This is a genomic window from Rathayibacter sp. AC451 (assembly GCF_979253095.1).
In genome coordinates this window covers 796,481-814,174 of sequence record NZ_CEEDBD010000001.1, presented here as the reverse complement: position 1 = coordinate 814,174, position 17,694 = coordinate 796,481, and the positions used below count along the sequence as shown (strand labels likewise).

The window sequence follows — 17,694 nt, the reverse complement described above, 5'->3', positions numbered from 1 at the left end:
CGGGGCATACTTTATCGATACACGAAACGCCTGTATCGATACAGGCACCGGAGCACGAAGGAGTGCGATGACCGGCACGACCGCGAGGACCTCCTCGTCACCCCTGGAGCGTTTCCTCGCCGATCCGTCGCTCGTCGTCTCCGGCGGGCGATGGCACCTGTTCCCGACGACGGACGGGATCCAGGACTGGGGGGCGAGCGCCTTCCGCTGCTACTCCTCCCCCGATCTCGTCGACTGGACCGACGACGGCGAGATCCTGCGTCTGGGACGGGACGTGTCCTGGGCGGACTCCTTCGCCTGGGCGCCCGCAGCACTCGAGGCTGACGGGACGCACTACCTGTTCTTCACCGCCGACAACAGCATCGGAGTGGCGCGCGCCTCCGACCCCGCCGGTCCCTACGTCGACCTCGGCGCCCCCCTGGTGCGCGCGGGGAGGTTCGCCGGAACGAGCATCGACCCGTCGGTGTTCGTGGACGACGACGGAGCGGTCTACCTGCTGTGGGGCAATTCGGTGGCGCACATCGTGCGTCTCGGCCAGGACCTCGTGTCGTTCGACGAGGACGACGTGCACTCCTGGGTCCCCACGGGCTTCCGCGAGGCGGCGCACCTGCACCGCAGGGGCGACTCCTACTTCCTCACCTGGTCCGAGAACGACACCCGGGAGGAGGACTACCGGGTGCGCTGGGCGTTCGGTCCGAGCCCGTTCGGTCCGTGGACGGATGGCGGCGTCCTGCTCGAGAAGAACACGGCGGAGGGGATCCTGGCCACCGGCCACCACACCGTCTGCCGCGTCCCGGGAACGGACGACTGGGTCATCGCGTACCACCGCTTCGCAGTCCCCGACGGCGACGGCGTGCACCGCGAGATCGTCTTCGACCTCCTCCAGCACGACGGCGACGCCCTCGTGCCCGTCGTCCCCCGCCATGCCCACCTCCGGATCCCCCTGCCGGGCTCCTCCTCCTGACTCCACCCCTCCACCCACCCTCATCGAACAGAGGAAATGCAATGTCGCATCGCCCCCACTCCGCCGCCCTCCGCGCGGCCGCTCTATCCGTCGCCGCGGCGAGCGCTCTCGCCCTGACCGCCTGCGGCTCCGCCGGCGCCGATTCCGGGAAGACGCAGCTCAGCTTCTTCTCCTGGGACAACGAGGCCACGATGACCCCGGTCATCGAGGCGTTCGAGGCCGAGAACCCGGACATCGCGATCGAGTTCTCGAACGCTCCCCCTGTCGCCGAGTACATCTCGACGCTCCAGACGCGCCTCGCGGGAAACAACGCCGCCGACGTCTTCGTCATCGCCGCCGAGAACAAGACGAACCTCATCGAGGGCGGTTTCGTGAAGGACCTCACCGACGAGCCGTTCATGGCCGACATGTCGCCATACAACACCGAGACGTACAGCAGCGACGGCAAGGCGTACGGCATGTCGACCTCGTCGTGGGCCGGCGGGATCCTGGTCAACCGGGCCCTGCTCGACGCAGCCGGAGTGACCGAGGTCCCGGCCGACTGGGACGGCTTCCTCGACGTGGTGGAGACCGTGAAGGACACGGGGGTCGTTCCGTACTACGACTCGGCGACGCAGATCCCGATGGGCCTCTCGGCCATGGTCGGCTCGGCCGACGCGGAGCAGGGCGGGAACGTCGACGAGGCGATCTTCGACGGGAGCGCTCAGTTCGGCGACCTGTGGAACGAGCCGCTCACCGCCTGGAGCGAGCTGCTGAGCCGCGGGCTGATGAGCCAGGACGTCGTCAGCCTCACCGGCGATCAGATCGTGGACGAGTTCGCGAACGGCCGGGTGGCGATGATCGCCGCCGGCCCCTGGAACCTCCCCGCCGTGCGCGAGAAGGCGCCGGACCTCGACGTCGTCTTCGCGCCCTTCCCCACCCTCGACGGAGCGGGCTACTGGGCGGGCGCCGCGTCGCCCGGCTTCGCCATCAACGCCAAGACCGACCACGAGGCGGAGGCGGAGGCGTTCCTGAGCTTCCTCGGCAGCGAGGAGGGCGTCCGCATCTACCAGGAGGGCACCTCGGCGCTGACCACCACCGGCAACTACACCCCGGTCGTCGATCCGGCGCTCGAGCCGAACCTCGCGGGGCTGCAGGCGGGGCGCTTCTACCTCCCCTCGATCGCCTGGCCCCGGGAGCAGGACGCCCTGAGCACCGAGGCGGTGGCGCAGATCCAGCTGCTGGCTCAGGGCCAGTCCTCCCCCGAGGACGTCTCCGCAGCGCTGCAGGCGCGTCTCGAGTCGCAGGACTGAGGGCGCGGCCCGGCTCCGGCCGGGCCCGCTCTCCGCGAACGGAGGATCCGTGTCCACTCTCACCGCCCCGCGCCGAGGCCCCGCCCTCGCCCTGCGCCGCCGCATCGACCCGCTGCGCCGGCGGGAGACCGTCAGCACGAGTCTCTTCCTCGTGCCGATCGTCCTCGTCTTCGTCCTGCTGTTCGCCGTGCCGCTGGCCCAGTCCTTCTACTTCAGCCTCACGGACTTCGACGGCTACTCGGTCGACTCCGACTTCGTCGGTCTGGCCAACTACGTCAGCATCTTCCGCGATCCCGCGATGCTCGCGGGGCTGGTCTTCACCCTCACCTACAGTCTCGGGACCACCGTCCTGGTGACAGCGCTGGCCATCCCGCTGGCGCTCGTCCTCAACCGGCCCTTCGTGGGGCGGGGGGCCGTCCGGGCGATCCTGTTCTTCCCTGCGATCCCGAGCATCGCGATCCTGGGCCTGGTCTGGGGCCTGATCCTCTCGCCCCTCGGCTCCGGAGCGATCAACCGTGTCCTGGACGCGGTCGCCGGGCTCGGACCCGTGCCGTGGCTCTCGAACGGCGCGCTCGCCCAACTGTCGGTGATCATCGTCGGCGTCTGGTCGAGCACCGGCTGGCACGCGATCCTGTACCTCGCCTACCTCCAGTCGATCCCCGAGGACTACTACGAGGTCGCCCGGATCGACGGGGCGTCGGCCCCGCGCCGGTTCTTCTCGATCACGCTCCCCCTCCTCGCCCCCGCGGTGACGGTGAGCACGCTGCTCCTGATGACGGGCGGGCTGAAGGTCTACGACCTCCCGTTCACCCTGACCAAGGGCGGACCGGGCTTCTCGACCTACACCATCACGCAGTCGATCATCCAGAACGGTGTCGCTCAGGCGCAGTTCGGCAAGGCCTCGGCTCTCGCCGTCGTCTTCCTCCTCGTCGTCGGGTCGATCGTCGCCGTTCAGCTGCTCATCTCGCGCCGCTTCGAGGAGAGGACCTCATGACCTCCACCGCCGTCTCGCTCCCGTCGGCTCCCCCGGCCGGGGATCCGCCCGCCGCCGCCCGTCGTCGGCGACGCACCGCGGCCCAGCGCCGTCGGGGCTGGAGCAGTGCGCTGACGAGCATCGGGATGCTCGCCCTGGCCGCCGTGGTCGGCGCACCCTTCTACTACATCGTCGTCAGCACCCTGAAGACGCAGCAGGAGGTGTCGAGCGATCCGTTCGCGCTGCCGAGCACCCTCGACCTCGGCAACTACGCCGACGTGTTCGCCTCCGTCCCGATCGTCGGCGCGTTCGCGAACACCTTCTACCTCACGGTCGTGTCCGTCGCGCTGATGCTCGTGGTGGGATCAATGGCGGCCTACGCCATGCTGCTGCGGACGACGGTCCTCACCCGGATCGTCTCGGTGGTGCTGATCATCGCCTTCCTCGTCCCGGGTCAGGCGACCCTCATCCCGCTGTACCGCCTGCTCGCGAACGCGGGGCTCGTCGACAGCCTCGAGGGGCTCATCCTGCTCTACTCGGCGGGCTCGATCTTCTGCTACTTCCTCATCCAGGGCTACATGAAGTCGCTGCCGCTCGAGATCTTCGAGGCCGCGCGGATCGACGGCGCGGGTCCGTGGCAGATCTACTGGCGGATCGTGCTGCCGCTGATCCGCCCGATCCTGATCACCGTCGGGGTCTTCCAGACGATGTGGGTGTGGAACGACTTCATCACGCCGAACGTCTTCATCAGCTCGCCCGAGAAGCAGACCCTCGTCCTGCAGGTGTACAAGGCGGTCGGTCAGTTCGGGGTGAACTGGCCCGCGTTCCTGACGCTCAGCGTCGTCGTGCTCCTGCCGATGGTCGTGTTCTTCATCGCGATGCAGAAGCACATCGTGGGAGGCCTGGTCTCGGGCAGCGTGAAGGGGTGAGCGGCTTCCTGCTCGCCCACTTCCTCCCGGGTGCGGACGGCGAGGCGGTGCGGTTCGCCGTGAGCGAGGACGAGACGCCTCACGCGTTCCTCCCGCTGCCGATCGAGCCGCTGCGGTCCGCGATCGGAACGGGCGGTGCGCGCGACCCCTTCCTGGTCCGCGACGCCGCCTCCGGTCGCGTCGTCCTCCTCGCCACCGACCTGCGGACCGCGGAGGAGGCCGACTGGCACTGCGCCGTGCGGAACGGGAGCCGGTCGATCCTGGTCTGGCGGTCCGCCGACCTCGTGACATGGAGCGACCCCGCGCTGAGGAGGGTGGCGCCGGCGGCTGCGGGCAACGCGTGGGCCCCGAAGGCGTACTGGAGTGCGGACCGCGACTGCTGGCTGGTCTTCTTCTCCTCGGCTCTTTTCGACCCGGAGTCGGACCGCATCGAAGCGGCGCACCAGCGGATCCTCGTCTCGGAGACGAGGGACTTCGAGAGCTTCACCTCGGCGCGGACCGCGCTGGACACCGGGCGCGACGCGATCGATGCGGCGTTCCTCGAGGACGGCGACGGCTGGCTCCGCTTCACGGTGGAGACCCCGCCCGGGTCGGACTCGACCTCCGTCTCCCTCGCGCAGGGCCCGGCGCTCGAGGGCGCCTTCGAGACGGTGCGCACGGGCATCGGCAGCCCCGAGCTCGCCCGCGGTGAGGGCCCGGCGCTCGCGCGCTCGCCCGACGGTTCGAGGACCTGGCTCCTGATCGACGAGTTCGGGATGCGCGGCTACCGCTTGTTCTCGTCGTCGGACCCCGGCAGCGGAGTGTTCGAGCCCGTGCCCGGTGCTCGGCTGCCGCCCGCCGCGCGGCACGGATCGCTCCTCGCCCTCGACGACGACGAGGCCGCCCGGCTCCGCGCCCTGCTGCCGTGATCGGGCCCGCGTTCGTGGCAAGCTCGACGAGAGGAGGTGCGTCATGGTGACCATCCACGACGTCGCGAAAGAGGCCGGGGTCTCGGCGATGACCGTGTCGCACGTCCTCAACGACCACCCGCACGTCCGGGAGACCACGCGCGAGCGGGTCCTGGACGTGATCACGCGGCTCGACTACCGCGTGAACGTGGCCGCCCGCAATCTCCGCACCGGCCGCACCGGGACGATCGGGCTCGCCGTTCCCGAGATCGACCGGCCGTACTACGGGCGCCTCGCCGCCGAGATCATCGCCGCCGCCGAGAAGCACGGGCTCCGCGTCGTCATCGAGCAGACCGGTGCGCGGCGCGAGAACGAGCTCGGCGCCCTCGCGTCGTCGAGGAAGCGGCTCTACGACGGGATCATCCTGAGCACCGTCGGCCTCGGGGCGGCCGACACCGAGCTCCTCCGGGTCGACCACCCGCTCGTGATCCTGGGCGAGCGGATCTTCGAGGGCCCGGTCGACCACGTCGCCATGGCGAACGTCGAGGGCGCGCGGACGGCGGTCGCCCACCTGATCGAGCAGGGCTGCCGCAGGATCGTCATGGTCGACGATCCCGCCGACGACGAGGTGGACGTCTCGAGCCTGCGCCTCGAGGGCTACCGGCGCGCGCACGAGGACGCCGGGCTCGCGATCGATCCGGCTCTGCACGTCGCGGTCGGGGAGTTCACGATGGCGGGCGGGTCCCGCGGCATCCGGGACTTCATCGACCGGGGCGTGCCCTTCGACGGTGTCTTCTGCATCACCGACACGGTCGGCATCGGAGTGCTCCGCGGTCTGGCCGATCGCGGAGTGCCTGTTCCGGGGCGGGTCCGCGTTGCAGCCTTCGACGCGATCCTCGAGGGCGACTACACCGTGCCCCGGCTGACGACCATCGACCCGGATCACGGATTCATGGCGCGGACGGCCGTCGAGCGGCTCGTCTACCGGATCGGCGGCGGGACGACTCCGGCGGAGGAGTACATCGCCGCACCGCGCCTGATCGTCCGCGAGAGCTCGTTCTGATCGCCCGACCGCTCGCGCTGGTCGCCGCCGCCGGACTGGCGGCCCTCGCAGTCGTCGACGCGCAGCACTGGATCGCCTCGCGGAGAGGGGTCCGACCGCCCGCGGGCGACGTCGGCCGCGAGTCCGTCGTCGTGCTCGGCTTCCGGAACCGCGGCACGCGGGCGAACGCGGTGAACCGCTACCGCGTGCGCGCCGCCCTGCGCTCCCGCCATTCCTCGAGGAGCGTCCTCGTGCTCTGCGGCGGGGGCGTCGCCGGGTCGGTCCCGGAGGCCGACCTGATGGCGCGGTACGCACGCGGGGAGAGGCGCTACCGCGGCCCCCTCGTGCTCGAGCGCGAGAGCCGCACGACCGAGGAGAACCTGCGGAACGCCGCCGCGCTCCTCGAGGAGTCCGACACCGTCGTGCTCGTCTCGAACTCCCTGCACGCTGAGCGCGCGCGTCGGCTGCTCCGGACGCTGCGGCCCGACCTCGCCGCCCGGCTCGTCCGCGCCGAGGAGCACCGGTTCGCCGAGATCCCGCTGCAGAAACTCGTCGCTTCCGTCCTGGAGGCGGCTCGCACCGTAGCGGGGCGCACTCCCCCGCTAGGGTGAACCCACCGCAGCGCGAAGGGGGCCTCGATGGCGCGGAGCAGCACACGTGGACGACGGTGGATCGGCACGATCGGGGCGGCGCTGCTGGCGCTGCTGCCGCTCGCCGGGTGCGCCGGACCGACGCCCTACTCCGATTTCGAGCGGGAGCGGACCGAGGCGGACGTGATGCCCGAGGCCGGCGGCATCGACACGGGCATCGATCCCGAGTCCGTCCGCTTCGCGGGCACCGCCGAGGGGATCGACGTCTACCTCGGCCTGTCGGACGAGCGGGGCCGCTGCGTCGTCGTCGACGACGGCGCCGACTCCGCGAGCGGCTGCAGTGGGAGCGGCGGCTCGGAGACCTCGAAGCCGGGCGCCTGGACCGTCCGCGTGCACCCCGACGGCGAGGGCCCGGAGGACGCGCCCGGACTCGACTGGACCGCGCTCGGGAAGAACGTCTCCGTCCGCGCGGGCTGAAACGGTGAACGGATCGGTCGCCGTCCGGCACCGTGCCCTAGCGTGGACCCATGCCCAGAACCGTCTCCACGAGCACAGAGGTCGACCGCGAGGGAATGCTCTCCTTCGTGCGGCCGAGGCACCGGATGATCGTCGCCACGACGCGCGCTGACGGCCGCCCGCAGATGTCGCCGGTCTCCGGCGGCGTCGACGAGCAGGGCCGGATCGTGATCTCCACCTATCCCGGCCGCGCCAAGACCCGGAACGCCGAGCGTCGTCCCGCCGCCTCCGTGCTGGTGCTGTCGGACGAGTGGGACGGCGCGTGGATCCAGGTGGACGGCGACGCGGAGGTGCTGCACATGCCGGAGGCCGCCGACGGCCTCGTCGACTACTACCGCTGCATCGCCGGCGAGCACCCCGACTGGCAGGAGTACCGGGAGGCGATGGCGCTGCAGGACAAGTCCCTGCTGCGCATCACGCCCGCTCGCTGGAGCCCCGTCTCGACGGGGGGCTTCCCGGCGGACGTCGCCGAGCGGCTCGACGCCCGCTGACCGGAGCGCGCGGATCCGGGGGTCGGCTCAGGGTTCTCCCCGATCCGCCGGCCAGGTCCTGCGCGGGATGCTCGGAGCATGCCCCCCGCCAGACGCGCTCCCCTCCTGCCCGCCGTCGCCCTGGCGATCGGAGGAGGGCTTCTCCTCGGCGCGCTCACGAGCCTCCTGCAGACCGTCCTGCCGACGTCCGTGAACTCCTTCGCGAACTCCTCCGGCGGCTGGTCGATGCTCGTCTTCGCCCTCGTCCGAGGGGGACGAGCACGTCCGGTCGCCGGCGCGGTGCTCGGACTGCTGTCCTTCTTCGCGATGCTCGAGGGCTACGACATCGTGACGGGCGCCAGGGGCTTCGGCTGGTCCCCTCCGTTCTCCGACCCCTTCTGGCTGCTCGCCGTGCCCGCCGGCCCGATCCTCGGAGTCGCGGCCTCCCTCACCCTGCACGGGACCCGCGGGTGGCGGGTGCTCGCCGTCGCGCCCCTCTCGGGAGTGCTCCTCGGCGAGGGGATCTGGGCGCTGGGCGCGGTCGCCGACACCACGAGCCCCGTCTACTGGTGGCTCGAGATCCTGCTCGGGGTCGGCTTCCTCGTGCTCGCCGTCGTGCGCCGACGTCCGCGCCCCGTCCTGGTACTCGCGGCCGCGGCGATCACCGCCGCCGCGGCGTGGTGCTTCGTCGTGGTCTACTCGCTGTTCTGACCTCCGGGAATGCACGGCCGCCCGCCGTTGCTGAACGAGGGGGCTGAGGAGGATCACGTGGAGCTCGTGCACTGGCTGTTCGATGCGCAGATCGTCCTGGGCGACCAGAGAGTCCTGTGGCGCGAGGTGATCGGCAACGCCTTCGGCCTGGCGAGCGCTCTGGGCGGGATGCGGCGCAAGGTCTGGGCCTGGCCCGTCGGCCTCGTGGGGAACGCACTGCTGTTCACGGTCTTCATGGGCGCGCTCTTCGGCACTCCGAACCCCGTGAACCTGCTCGGTCAGGCGGGTCGGCAGGTCATGTTCATGATCGTGAGCGTCTACGGCTGGTACCGCTGGACGCACCGCCCCGACGCCTCGACGACCGTGCTCGAGCCGCGGTGGGCGTCGTGGCGCACCCGGGGTCTCCTCGTGCTGGCGATGGTCGGCGGCACCGCGCTGCTGACCCCGCTGTTCCGCGCGCTCGGCTCCTACGAGCCCGTGTGGAGCGACGCCTGGATCTTCGTGGGATCGCTGCTCGCGACCTACGGCATGGCGAAGGGCTGGGTCGAGTTCTGGCTGATCTGGGTCGCGGTCGACGTCGTGGGCGTCCCGCTCCTCTTCTCGGCCGGGTACTACGCGTCCGGCCTGATGTACGTGGTCTACGGGGGGTTCACCCTGGTGGGCTTCTTCGTCTGGATGCGGCACGGCCGCAAACCCTCCAGTGCGGCGGTCACCGTCGGCTGACTTCCCGGTCGGCCTGGGCGCGACGCCGCGGCGAGCGCCGTGAGCACCCGCCGTCGTGCTTCTTCGCGAGAGTGAGGAGCAGACGGTGGCGAACCGGTCTGCGTGCGCGGTGGAGAGCGGCCCGTAGGCTGGCACGATGACGTCCCGGGTGCGCCTCCTGCTGGCCTCGTCCCACCCCGGGCCCACGGTCGCGGTGACGGTGCTCGCGACAGTGCTCGCCGCCGCCGCGGGCCGCCCCCCGGGCACCGTCGTGCTGGTCGCCCTCGCCGTCGTCTGCGGTCAGCTCTCGATCGGCCTCGCGAACGACTGGATCGACGTCGACCGCGATCGCGCCGTCGGCCGCACCGACAAGCCGGTCGCGTCGGGCCTGATCGATGTCCGGACGGTCCGGGCGGCGGCGATCGGCACGGCTGCCGCGTCGATCCTGCTCTCCCTCCTGCTCGGACCGGTGGCGGCCGTCGCCCACCTCGTCCTCGTCGCGGCCGGCTGGGTCTACGACGCCGGGCTCAAGCGCACCGCGTTCTCGGTGGTGCCCTTCGTCGTGGCCTTCGGCCTCCTGCCCGTCGTCGCCGTCTCGGCGGGGGGTGGGGCGCTCCCTGCCGCGTGGGCGATCGCCACGGGCGCCGTTTTCGGTGTCGCGATCCACTGCACGAACGTGCTCCCCGACCTCGTCGACGACGCGGCCACCGGGGTCCGCGGCTTCCCGCACCGGCTCGGACTGCGCCTGTCCGGCGTCGTCGCCTTCGGGTCCCTGGTCGCGGGTGCGCTCCTCGTGCTGGTCGGCCAGCTGTCGGGCGACGATCCCGTCAGCGGTCCCGGCGCCCTCCTGGCGGTCGTCGGCACCCTCGCGGTCGTCGTCCTCGCCGCTGTCGGCGTCCGCCTCGTGCTGACCGGGCCGCCGACGCGGCTGCTCTTCCGGATCGTCATCGCCGCCTCGCTCGTGCTGGTGGTCGAGCTCGGCCTGTCGGGCGCGCGCCTGGTCGCCTGAGGTCAGGACCAGCGCATCGCGTAGACCCTCGCCAGGACGTGCGACGTCGGCAGCGCGAGGAGCACGCGCAGCAGTGCCGTTCGCCCGCGGTGCGCGGCCGCACCGAGCGGCCTCCCGAGCGCCATGTTCAGCTCCGCCTGGCGAGCCGCCCGCCGGGCGGCCCGCGCCCGCCGCCGCGCGTAGGACGGCCAGGGACCGGGAGTCCCCGAGCGGAGCGACTCCGCCAGGAGCGGAGCCAGCGCCGCGGCGTCGAGCCAGCCCAGGTTCATCCCCTGACCGCCGATCGGGCTGATCTCGTGCGCGGCGTCGCCGACGAGCACGACTCTGCCGTCGTCGAGCGCGCCGGCCTCGCGACGGCGGACCCGGAAGCCGCTCACCATCGTGCAGGTCGCGGCATCGACCGGTGCGCCGGTGCGGGAGCGGACGACCGCTGCGAGACGCGCCGCCGCGTCGTGGTCCGGCGGGTCCTCGGGGCGCCAGGCGGGAGCGCCGAGCGAGGCGTCCGCTCCGACGAGTGCCACGTAGCGGCGACGACCCCCGGGAAGCGGGAACGACTCCACGACTCCGGCCGGCCCGACGTCGACGAGGGCCGAGCCCGCGAGAGAGGCCGGCTCGGGATCGGCGAAGTCCCCCATCACGTAGCGGTCGGGGTAGTCGCGGCCCGAGACGCCGATGCCGAGCAGATCGCGCACCGTGCTCCGGGCTCCGTCCGCCCCCACGACGAACGAGGCGCGGACGGTGGCCGTCCCACCGCCGTCCGTCAGGCCGACGGCCTCGACGAAGCGGACCTCGCCGATGGAGAGAAGTAAGGGATCGCCCGGGTCGCAGGGCCCCGGGCGAGAGCTCCTCGAGCCGCCCCCGGAGGATCGACTCGGTGCGGTGCTGATCGAGGGTCGCGACGTAGGGGTGCGAGCGCGAGGCGCGGGCGAACGACAGGGCACCGAGGGCGCGGCCCTCACTGCCGGCGATCCCCCGGGTCACGAGCGCCGCCTCCGCGAGGACGGACTCGGCCGCGCCGATCCCGGCGAGGACATCGAGGGACGGCGGATGGATGCCGATCGCCCGTGATCCCGCTGGGAGCGCGACCCGGCGCTCCCACACCTGCACGTCGATCCCCGATCGCGCCAGCAGGGCGGCGAGGAGGACGCCCACCGGACCGCCGCCGACCACGAGCACGTCCGTCCGCTCCGCTTCCACGCTCCGAGACTACGGAGCCGGCGAACCGCTCGCGGGCACTCGTGCGGGCGGCGCCCGGTCGTTAGGGTGACGGCATGACCGACCGCGTGCTCGCTCCGGAACCCCCGCCGACGGCTCCAAGCCCAAGGGGCCGGCGTCCTACTTCCCCAGCATCGAGAAGACCTACGGGCGCCCCGTGCAGGAGTGGCTGGACCTGGTCGACGCGCGGCTCGACACCGAGCCGCACATGCAGGTCGTGGCGTGGCTGAAGTCCGAGCACGGCCTCGGGCACGGGCACGCCAACGCGCTCGTCGCCTACGTCAAGGCCGCTCGGGCCTGATCAGGGCTTCGCGGCGGCGCGAGCGGCCTTGGCCGCCTCCCGCGTCGCGATCGCGGCGGCCGCGCGCTCGCCGACGCGTCGGCGGTTGAAGGCGATCGCCTCCTGCACGAGTGCGGTCAGGGCGCCGGCGTCCACCCGGTCGCCTTCGGCGAATTCGGCGGAGCGGCGCTGGTTGCCGCCGAGCTCGCCGTTGAAGACGCCCTGCGGGTCGGGCAGCGAGGCGCCGTAGAGGAAGCCGAGCTTGACCTTCGAGGTGAAGACGTTGCCGACGCAGAGGATCCCGTCGAGCTCCCACACCGGTGCCCCCCTCCACTTCCACTCCTCGACGATGCCGGGGTCGGCGGCGCGGACGACGCGGCGCAGCTCGGCGAGGGTCTCCCCGCGCCAGTCGGGCGTGCGGGCGATCAGGGCGTCGATCTCGTCGCTCGGGGTCATGGGGTCCTCTCGTCGCAGGAACGCGCCGATGCTACTCCGCGGTGCGGCGGCGCGCCCGTCAGGAGAGGATCCGCCGCACGGCCTCCTCGACCAGCGCGTCGTCGGCGGGCTCGTCGTCCAGAGCGCGGTGGATCGTCAGCCCCTCCATGAGCGCGTCGAGCATCCGCGCGGTCGCCGGATCGAAGTGCTGCTCGAGCGCCGCGCGCGTCCTGGCCATCCACGAGTGCGTGAGGCTGCGGAACGCGGGCTGACGCGCAGCGAGCGTGTAGAGCTCGTGGGTGAGGACGAGCTCGCGGTGGCTGCCGAGGACGTCGTGCACGACCAGGTCCACGAGCGCCTGCCGGGCCTGCTCGGGCGAGCCGGCCGCGTCCATCCGCCGCTGCGCCTGGTCGGCGACCGAGTCGGCGAAGCGCGAGAAGGCGGCGTGCAGCAGCTCGTCCATCCCGGCGAAGTGGTAGGTCATGGAGCCTAGCGGCACGTCGGCGGCCGCCGCCACCCGTCGGTGCGAGGTCCCCGAGACGCCCGCCTCCGCGATCACCTCCAGGCACGCGTCGATGATGCGGTCACGCCGGTGCGGATCCGTCCGCCGCGCCGCACGCGCCGGAGCGTCCTCGCTCACTCGTCGACCCTCCGGATCACCGTGGCCGGACTGCCGACCGCGACGACCCCGGACGGGATGTCGCGGGTCACGACCGCCCCCGCTCCGATCACGCTGTCATCGCCGATGCTCACACCCGGGCAGACGATCACGCCGCCGCCGAGCCAGACGTTGTCGCCGATCGTGATCGGCCGGGCGGCCTCGAGCTTGTCGCGTCGCGGGCCGGGCTCGATCGGGTGCGTCGGCGTCAGCAGCTGGACGTTCGGTCCGATCTGGCAGTCCTCGCCGATCGTGATCGGCGCGACGTCGAGGGCGGTGAGGTGGTAGTTGACGAAGGTCCGCGCACCGATGCGGATGTTCTCGCCGTAGTCGACGAACAGCGGCGGCTTGACGGAGGCGCCCTCGCCGAGCTCGCCGAGGAGCGCCTCGAGGAGCGCTCGGGCGGCGTCCTCGTCGGCGAGCGAGGCGCGGTGGTAGGCGTCGGCGAGGCGGGCAGCGCGCTGCGCGATCCGGATGCTCTCCGGATCGTCGGCGAGGTAGAGGTCTCCGGCGAGCATGCGCTCGCGATTGGTGCGGTCGTCTCCCGCGAAGTGATCGGTGGTCATGCGCACGATCGTACACACTGCGTGTACGGTCGTACGCATGTCTGCTCCCGCTGCCGCTCCTCCGAGCAGAGAGGTCCGCCGTGCCCGCGGGGCCGTCGCCGCTCTGTTCCTCACCAACGGGGCGCTCTTCGCCAACCTCGTCCCCCGCTTCCCCGAGATCAAGGCCGACCTCGGGCTCGACAACGCCGCGTACGGAGTCGCGATCGCGGCGTTCCCGGCCGGCGCGATCCTCGCGGGCCTCGCGTCCGGTGCCGTCCTGCGCCGGATCGGGAGCGGTCGCGCTGCCGTCCTCGGCACGATCCTCACGGCGATCGGCACCGTGGTCGCGGGCGTCTCGCCGACCCTCCTCGCGTTCGCGGCAGCGCTGCTCGTGTCCGGCGCGACCGACGCCGTCACCGATGTCGCCCAGAACACGCACGGCCTGCGGGTGCAGCGCCGCTTCGGCCGCTCGCTCATCAACTCCTTCCACGCCCTCTGGTCGATCGGAGCGGTCCTCGGCGGCGCGATGGCCGCGGGAGCGATCGCCGTGGGCCTCCCCCGCTCGACGCACCTCGTTCTCTCCGGCACCCTCTTCGCGATCGTGGCCCTGACGGCGCTGCGCTTCTGCCTCCCGGGCCGCGACGACGCGGAGCGCCCCGAGAGGGCGGCGACCGGTCCCCGGTCGAGCGTGAGGGGCCGTGTCGTGCTCCTGCTCGCCGCCCTCGTCGGCGTCGCGATCGCCGGAACGCTGGTCGAGGACGCCGCCTCCACCTGGGCCGCGGTCTACCTCTCGGGGAGCTCGGGGCGCCGGCCGCCGTCGCCGCGACCGGGTTCGTCGCCCTCGTCGGCGCGCAGTTCGTGGGGCGGATACTGGGCGACCGCCTCGTGGACCGCTTCGGTCAGCGCGCGGTGGTGCGCACCGGCGGTGCCATCGCGCTCCTCGGGATGGGCGCGGCGCTCCTGCTCCCCTCCGTCCCCGGCACGATCCTCGGCTTCGCCGCGGCGGGTCTCGGTCTCGCTACGACAGTGCCCGCGGCGATGCACGAGGCCGACGAGATCCCCGGGCTGCGCGCCGGCACCGGAGTGACGCTCGTCTCGTGGCTGATGCGCCTCGGCTTCCTCCTGTCGCCGCCGCTGGTCGGGCTCGTGGCCGACAGCGCAGGCCTCCGCGCAGGCCTGGCCGTTGTCCCGCTCGCCGGCCTCCTCGCCGTCGTGCTCGCGCCCGCCCTGACGGCCCGCCGCAGGCCCGGATCCGCGTCCGCGGACGGGGTCGCGGAGTGAGGGGGGCCGCTCGCCGCCGTCCTCTGGGACATGGACGGGACGATCGTCGACTCCGAGCCCGCCTGGATGGCCGCTCAGCACCGTCTCGTGACCCACTGGGGCGGCGAGTGGAGCGAGGACGACGCGCTGGCCCTCGTCGGCTCGACCCTCGAGCAGACCGCCCTCGCACTCCGGGGCGCGGGGGTCGGGCTCGACGACCGCGCGATGGAGGAGGAGCTCGAGGGCGACGTCGCAGCGGACCTGCGCGCAGGGATCGTCTGGCGGCCCGGAGCGCTCGAGCTCCTCCGCAGCGTCGCGGCCGCCGGGATCCCCCAGGCGATCGCGACCACCTCGTCCCGCCGTCTCGCCTCGATCGTGGCGGCGGCGCTCGCCGAGCACGTCGTCCTCGCCGGGGTCGTCACCGGAGAGGACGTCTCCCGCGGCAAGCCGGATCCCGAGCCCTACCTCCTCGCCGCTCACCGCCTCGGAGTCCCGATCACGGAGTGCGCAGCCGTCGAGGACTCGCCGATCGGGCTCGCCGCCGCGGTGGCCTCGGGTGCCGCGGCGGTGGGGGTCCCGCACCGGGTGCCGCTGGCGGAGGGCCCGGACCGGACCCTGTGGCCGACCCTGCACGGACGCACCGTGGAGGATCTGCGCGCGCTGCTGCTCTGACCGGCCCGGGCGGCGGCTACTGCCGGTAGGACGCCAGGAAGTTGCCGAGCCGCTCGATCGCCTCCGAGATCACCCGCTCCTCGGGGAGGGTGACGATGCGGAGGTGATCCGGCGTCGGCCAGTTGAAGCCCGTCCCCGGCACCAGCAGGATGTGCTCCGCGAGCAGCAGGTCGTAGACGAGCCTCCCGTCGTCCCGGATGTCGTGCACCTCGGGATCGAGCCGCGGGAAGGCGTACAGGGCCCCTCTCGGCAGCTCGCAGGACACCCCGGGGATCCGCTCGAGCCCCGACCACGCCGCGTCCCGCTGCCGGTGCAGGCGCCCCTCCGGTGCCACCAGCGCCTCGATCGACTGCACCCCCGAGAGGGCGGCCTGGATCGCGTACTGCCCCGGGACGTTCGGGCAGAGCCGCGTCGACGCGAGGAGCGTGATGCCCTCGAGGAACCCCTCCGCGTGGTCGCGCGGACCGGTGATCGCCAGCCAGCCCGAGCGGTAGCCCGCGACGCGGTAGGTCTTGGACAGTCCGTTGAAGGTCAGGCAGAGCAGGTCCGGCGCCAGCGACGCGAGCGGGATGTGCTGAGCGTCGTCGTACAGGATGCGGTCGTAGATCTCGTCTGCCAGCAGCAGGAGGGAGTGCTCCCGCGCAACGGCGACGAGTCCCTCGAGCACAGCGCGGCTGTAGACCGCGCCGGTGGGGTTGTTGGGGTTGATGACGACGATCGCCTTGGTCCGCGGAGTCACCTTCGAGCGGATGTCCTCGAGGTCCGGCTGCCAGCCGTCCTCCTCCGCGCAGCGGTAGTGCACCGCCGTCCCACCCGAGAGGCTCGTCATCGCGGTCCACAGGGGGTAGTCGGGGGCGGGGATGAGAACCTCGTCGCCGTCGTCCAGGAGCGCCTGCATGGTCATCGTGATGAGCTCCGACACCCCGTTGCCCAGGAACACCCACTCGGGGTCGACGGGCGGGAACCCCGCGATCTCCTCGTAGCGGTACGTCACCGCCTGACGGGCCGAGAGGATCCCCCGGCTGTCGCTGTAGCCGTGCGCGTGGGGCACGGCGGCGATCATGTCCCGCACGATCTGGTGCGGGGCCTCGAAGTCGAAGCCCGCCGGGTTGCCGGTGTTGAGCTTGAGGATGCGGTGCCCCTCGCTCTCGAGCCGCGACGCCTCGACGAGCGCCTTCCCCCGGATCTCGTAGAGGACGTTCCGGAGTTTCGCGGACTGCTCGAGGGGGCGCGGAGTGCTCATCCGGCCAGGGTAGTCACCGGGCGGGGTCGGCACCGCCTCCCGCGCTGCTGGGCGGAGGACGTGTCACGCTGGAGCCATGAGCGACGCCGCCGATCCCCGTACCTACGACCTCGACGCACTGCGCCGTCGCGTCTTCGCCGACGACCTCGAGGACGACGGAGCCGTCGACGACAGCATCCCCGAGCTCGCCGCGGCCGACCCGCGCCTCTGCGGCCTCGCTCTCGTGCTGCCGGACGGCTCGGTGCGCTCCAGCGAGCAGGCCGACGTGCTCTTCAGCATCCAGTCCGCCGTCAAGCCGTTCCTGTTCGCTCTGGCGCTGCTCGACACCGCCGGGGAGGCGCTCGAGCGCGTGGGCATCGAGCCGACCGGCGAGGCCTTCGACGCGATCAAGCTCGAGAGCGGCACCGGCCGCCCGCCGAACCCCATGGTGAACGCGGGCGCGCTGCTGACCGCCTCCCTCGTCGACGGCGACGGTGCCCGGGAGCGCAGTGAGCGCATCCTCCGCGGCCTGTCCGCCTTCGCGGGACGCCCGCTCGAGGTCGACGAAGGGGTCGCCCGCAACGAGCACCTGCTCGGCGACCGCAACCACGCTCTCGCGCACCTCATGCGCTCCGAGGGGACGATGCACGTCGGCGCCGACGACGCGGTCTCCTCCTACGCCCGGGCCTGCGCGGTGCTGGTCGACGCCCGGGCGCTCGCCGTGATGGGCGCCACGCTGGCGTTCGGCGGAGTCAATCCCGTGACCGGGGAGCGGGTCGTGCCTCCCGCGGTGGCTCGCGACGTCCTCTCGGTCGTGGCGACCTGCGGCGTGTACGACGGATCCGGTCGCTGGATGCAGGCGGTCGGCATCCCGGCGAAGTCGAGCGTCTCGGGAGCCCTCGTCCTCGCGGTGCCCGGTCGCCTCGGAGCCGCCGTGGTCAGCCCTCCGCTGGACGCGTCCGGGACGAGCGTCCGCGGCCGCCGCGTGAGCGATCGGCTCAGCGCCGATCTCGACCTGCACGCGTTCGGCCACCGAGGCACCGGCGCCTGAAGCCGGTGCTCGCCGACGGGGACTCCGGCGTCCTAGGGTGAGCGCCATGACCGCTCCGCTCCCCTACCTCGCGTTCCCCGGCACGGCGCGCGACGCCCTCGGCTTCTACCGCGACGTCTTCGGCGGCGACCTGTCGCTGCACACCTTCGAGCAGTTCGGTCGGACCGACGGCCCGGGTGGGCTGATCGCCCACGGCGTGCTCACGGGGCCGGTGTCGCTCGCCGGCTCCGACACGTCGGTCGGAGAGGAGCCGCTGCATCTCGAGGGCGTG

21 protein-coding genes and 2 pseudogenes are annotated in these 17,694 nt (G+C 72.4%); 17 read left to right on the top strand and 6 right to left on the bottom strand.

Annotated features, from left to right (window positions below; genetic code table 11):
• Positions 1-67: 67 nt before the first annotated feature.
• The 12 genes from AC0CID_RS03855 (at position 68) to AC0CID_RS03800 (ending at position 10,085) form a co-directional block, all read left to right on the top strand.
• Complete coding sequence (locus AC0CID_RS03855) at positions 68-964, top strand: family 43 glycosylhydrolase (RefSeq protein ID WP_465225841.1); 897 nt, start codon at positions 68-70, stop codon at positions 962-964.
• Positions 965-1,005: 41 nt separating this feature from the next.
• Positions 1,006-2,256, top strand: coding sequence for an ABC transporter substrate-binding protein (locus tag AC0CID_RS03850; RefSeq protein WP_465225840.1), 1,251 nt, complete (start codon positions 1,006-1,008; stop codon positions 2,254-2,256).
• Positions 2,257-2,305: 49 nt separating this feature from the next.
• The gene (locus tag AC0CID_RS03845; protein ID WP_465225839.1) at positions 2,306-3,250 is read left to right on the top strand and encodes a carbohydrate ABC transporter permease; all 945 of its coding nucleotides are present in this window, start codon (positions 2,306-2,308) and stop codon (positions 3,248-3,250) included.
• Positions 3,247-4,158 (top strand): carbohydrate ABC transporter permease, encoded by a 912-nt coding sequence (locus AC0CID_RS03840; protein ID WP_465225838.1) that lies wholly within the window; start codon positions 3,247-3,249, stop codon positions 4,156-4,158. The genes AC0CID_RS03845 and AC0CID_RS03840 overlap by 4 nt, the downstream gene beginning before the upstream one ends.
• Positions 4,155-5,066, top strand: a complete 912-nt coding sequence (locus AC0CID_RS03835; RefSeq protein ID WP_465225837.1) for a glycoside hydrolase family 43 protein — start codon at positions 4,155-4,157, stop codon at positions 5,064-5,066. Before AC0CID_RS03840 ends, AC0CID_RS03835 begins: the two co-directional genes overlap by 4 nt.
• Positions 5,067-5,109: 43 nt before the next feature.
• Positions 5,110-6,108 (top strand): LacI family DNA-binding transcriptional regulator, encoded by a 999-nt coding sequence (locus AC0CID_RS03830; protein WP_465225836.1) that lies wholly within the window; start codon positions 5,110-5,112, stop codon positions 6,106-6,108.
• A 131-nt stretch (positions 6,109-6,239) separates the two neighbouring features.
• Positions 6,240-6,698 carry a YdcF family protein gene (locus AC0CID_RS03825; RefSeq protein WP_465225835.1) on the top strand — a complete coding sequence of 153 codons (459 nt, stop codon included), beginning with the start codon at positions 6,240-6,242 and terminating at the stop codon, positions 6,696-6,698.
• Between the two features lie 27 nt (positions 6,699-6,725).
• Positions 6,726-7,154 (top strand): hypothetical protein, encoded by a 429-nt coding sequence (locus tag AC0CID_RS03820; RefSeq protein WP_465225834.1) that lies wholly within the window; start codon positions 6,726-6,728, stop codon positions 7,152-7,154.
• A gap of 50 nt (positions 7,155-7,204) precedes the next feature.
• A complete protein-coding gene (locus tag AC0CID_RS03815; protein ID WP_207405787.1) occupies positions 7,205-7,684 on the top strand; it encodes a PPOX class F420-dependent oxidoreductase in 480 nt (159 codons plus the stop codon).
• A 78-nt stretch (positions 7,685-7,762) separates the two neighbouring features.
• A complete protein-coding gene (locus AC0CID_RS03810; RefSeq protein WP_465225833.1) occupies positions 7,763-8,374 on the top strand; it encodes a DUF6518 family protein in 612 nt (203 codons plus the stop codon).
• Between the two features lie 57 nt (positions 8,375-8,431).
• A complete protein-coding gene (gene pnuC / locus AC0CID_RS03805; RefSeq protein WP_465225832.1) occupies positions 8,432-9,097 on the top strand; it encodes a nicotinamide riboside transporter PnuC in 666 nt (221 codons plus the stop codon).
• 136 nt (positions 9,098-9,233) lie between these two features.
• Entirely contained in the window at positions 9,234-10,085 is an 852-nt protein-coding gene (locus AC0CID_RS03800) for a UbiA family prenyltransferase (protein ID WP_465225831.1), read from the top strand.
• Between the two features lie 2 nt (positions 10,086-10,087).
• Here AC0CID_RS03800 and AC0CID_RS03795 read toward each other — a convergent pair whose 3' ends face one another.
• Together AC0CID_RS03795 and AC0CID_RS03790 are read right to left on the bottom strand one after the other, a co-directional pair.
• Positions 10,088-10,804 carry an FAD-dependent monooxygenase gene (locus AC0CID_RS03795; RefSeq protein ID WP_465225830.1) on the bottom strand — a complete coding sequence of 239 codons (717 nt, stop codon included), beginning with the start codon at positions 10,802-10,804 and terminating at the stop codon, positions 10,088-10,090.
• Between the two features lie 133 nt (positions 10,805-10,937).
• A pseudogene (locus AC0CID_RS03790) lies at positions 10,938-11,237 on the bottom strand (FAD-dependent oxidoreductase); the annotation flags it as partial.
• Positions 11,238-11,457: 220 nt separating this feature from the next.
• Here AC0CID_RS03790 and AC0CID_RS03785 point away from each other — a divergent pair.
• Entirely contained in the window at positions 11,458-11,601 is a 144-nt protein-coding gene (locus tag AC0CID_RS03785; RefSeq protein ID WP_465225829.1) for a DUF4287 domain-containing protein, read from the top strand.
• Here the strand turns inward: AC0CID_RS03785 and AC0CID_RS03780 are convergent, their stop codons facing one another.
• From AC0CID_RS03780 to AC0CID_RS03770, 3 genes are read right to left on the bottom strand one after another with little or no spacing between them, the layout of a single operon-like run.
• A complete protein-coding gene (locus AC0CID_RS03780) occupies positions 11,602-12,036 on the bottom strand; it encodes a DUF1801 domain-containing protein (protein ID WP_465225828.1) in 435 nt (144 codons plus the stop codon).
• 58 nt (positions 12,037-12,094) lie between these two features.
• Positions 12,095-12,655: a TetR/AcrR family transcriptional regulator gene (locus tag AC0CID_RS03775; RefSeq protein WP_251944476.1), complete on the bottom strand. Its 561-nt coding sequence runs from the start codon at positions 12,653-12,655 to the stop codon at positions 12,095-12,097.
• Entirely contained in the window at positions 12,652-13,239 is a 588-nt protein-coding gene (locus AC0CID_RS03770; RefSeq protein ID WP_465225827.1) for a sugar O-acetyltransferase, read from the bottom strand. The genes AC0CID_RS03775 and AC0CID_RS03770 overlap by 4 nt, the downstream gene beginning before the upstream one ends.
• Between AC0CID_RS03770 and AC0CID_RS03765 the strand changes: the two are divergent.
• The 3 genes and pseudogenes from AC0CID_RS03765 to AC0CID_RS03755 form a co-directional block, all read left to right on the top strand.
• Positions 13,238-13,951: pseudogene (locus AC0CID_RS03765) on the top strand (MFS transporter); the annotation flags it as partial. The gene AC0CID_RS03770 and the pseudogene AC0CID_RS03765 overlap by 2 nt on opposite strands.
• Positions 13,843-14,499: an MFS transporter gene (locus tag AC0CID_RS03760; RefSeq protein ID WP_465228042.1), complete on the top strand. Its 657-nt coding sequence runs from the start codon at positions 13,843-13,845 to the stop codon at positions 14,497-14,499. The pseudogene AC0CID_RS03765 and the gene AC0CID_RS03760, both read left to right, overlap by 109 nt.
• A gap of 30 nt (positions 14,500-14,529) precedes the next feature.
• On the top strand, positions 14,530-15,150 hold the full coding sequence (locus tag AC0CID_RS03755) for an HAD family hydrolase (protein ID WP_465225826.1): 621 nt from the start codon (positions 14,530-14,532) through the stop codon (positions 15,148-15,150).
• A 16-nt stretch (positions 15,151-15,166) separates the two neighbouring features.
• On the opposite strand, the gene AC0CID_RS03750 is transcribed toward AC0CID_RS03755, so the two are convergent.
• A complete protein-coding gene (locus AC0CID_RS03750; RefSeq protein WP_465225825.1) occupies positions 15,167-16,393 on the bottom strand; it encodes a pyridoxal phosphate-dependent aminotransferase in 1,227 nt (408 codons plus the stop codon).
• A gap of 76 nt (positions 16,394-16,469) precedes the next feature.
• On the opposite strand from AC0CID_RS03750, the gene glsA reads away from it, so the two are divergent.
• Positions 16,470-17,423 carry a glutaminase A gene (gene glsA / locus AC0CID_RS03745; RefSeq protein WP_465225824.1) on the top strand — a complete coding sequence of 318 codons (954 nt, stop codon included), beginning with the start codon at positions 16,470-16,472 and terminating at the stop codon, positions 17,421-17,423.
• The last annotated feature ends 271 nt before the right edge of the window (positions 17,424-17,694 follow it).

What these genes read in the sequence shown, in the direction of transcription:
- AC0CID_RS03855 (WP_465225841.1), top strand. Translation starts at nt 68, where the DNA reads ATGACCGGCACGACCGCGAGGACCTCCTCGTCACCCCTGGAGCGTTTC.
- AC0CID_RS03850 (WP_465225840.1), top strand. Translation starts at nt 1,006, where the DNA reads ATGTCGCATCGCCCCCACTCCGCCGCCCTCCGCGCGGCCGCTCTATCC.
- AC0CID_RS03840 (WP_465225838.1), top strand. Translation starts at nt 3,247, where the DNA reads ATGACCTCCACCGCCGTCTCGCTCCCGTCGGCTCCCCCGGCCGGGGAT.
- AC0CID_RS03830 (WP_465225836.1), top strand. Translation starts at nt 5,110, where the DNA reads ATGGTGACCATCCACGACGTCGCGAAAGAGGCCGGGGTCTCGGCGATG.
- AC0CID_RS03820 (WP_465225834.1), top strand. Translation starts at nt 6,726, where the DNA reads ATGGCGCGGAGCAGCACACGTGGACGACGGTGGATCGGCACGATCGGG.
- AC0CID_RS03815 (WP_207405787.1), top strand. Translation starts at nt 7,205, where the DNA reads ATGCCCAGAACCGTCTCCACGAGCACAGAGGTCGACCGCGAGGGAATG.
- AC0CID_RS03810 (WP_465225833.1), top strand. Translation starts at nt 7,763, where the DNA reads ATGCCCCCCGCCAGACGCGCTCCCCTCCTGCCCGCCGTCGCCCTGGCG.
- AC0CID_RS03800 (WP_465225831.1), top strand. Translation starts at nt 9,234, where the DNA reads ATGACGTCCCGGGTGCGCCTCCTGCTGGCCTCGTCCCACCCCGGGCCC.
- AC0CID_RS03780 (WP_465225828.1), bottom strand. Translation starts at nt 12,036, where the DNA reads ATGACCCCGAGCGACGAGATCGACGCCCTGATCGCCCGCACGCCCGAC.
- AC0CID_RS03770 (WP_465225827.1), bottom strand. Translation starts at nt 13,239, where the DNA reads ATGACCACCGATCACTTCGCGGGAGACGACCGCACCAATCGCGAGCGC.
- AC0CID_RS03755 (WP_465225826.1), top strand. Translation starts at nt 14,530, where the DNA reads ATGGACGGGACGATCGTCGACTCCGAGCCCGCCTGGATGGCCGCTCAG.
- AC0CID_RS03750 (WP_465225825.1), bottom strand. Translation starts at nt 16,393, where the DNA reads ATGAGCACTCCGCGCCCCCTCGAGCAGTCCGCGAAACTCCGGAACGTC.
- glsA (WP_465225824.1), top strand. Translation starts at nt 16,470, where the DNA reads ATGAGCGACGCCGCCGATCCCCGTACCTACGACCTCGACGCACTGCGC.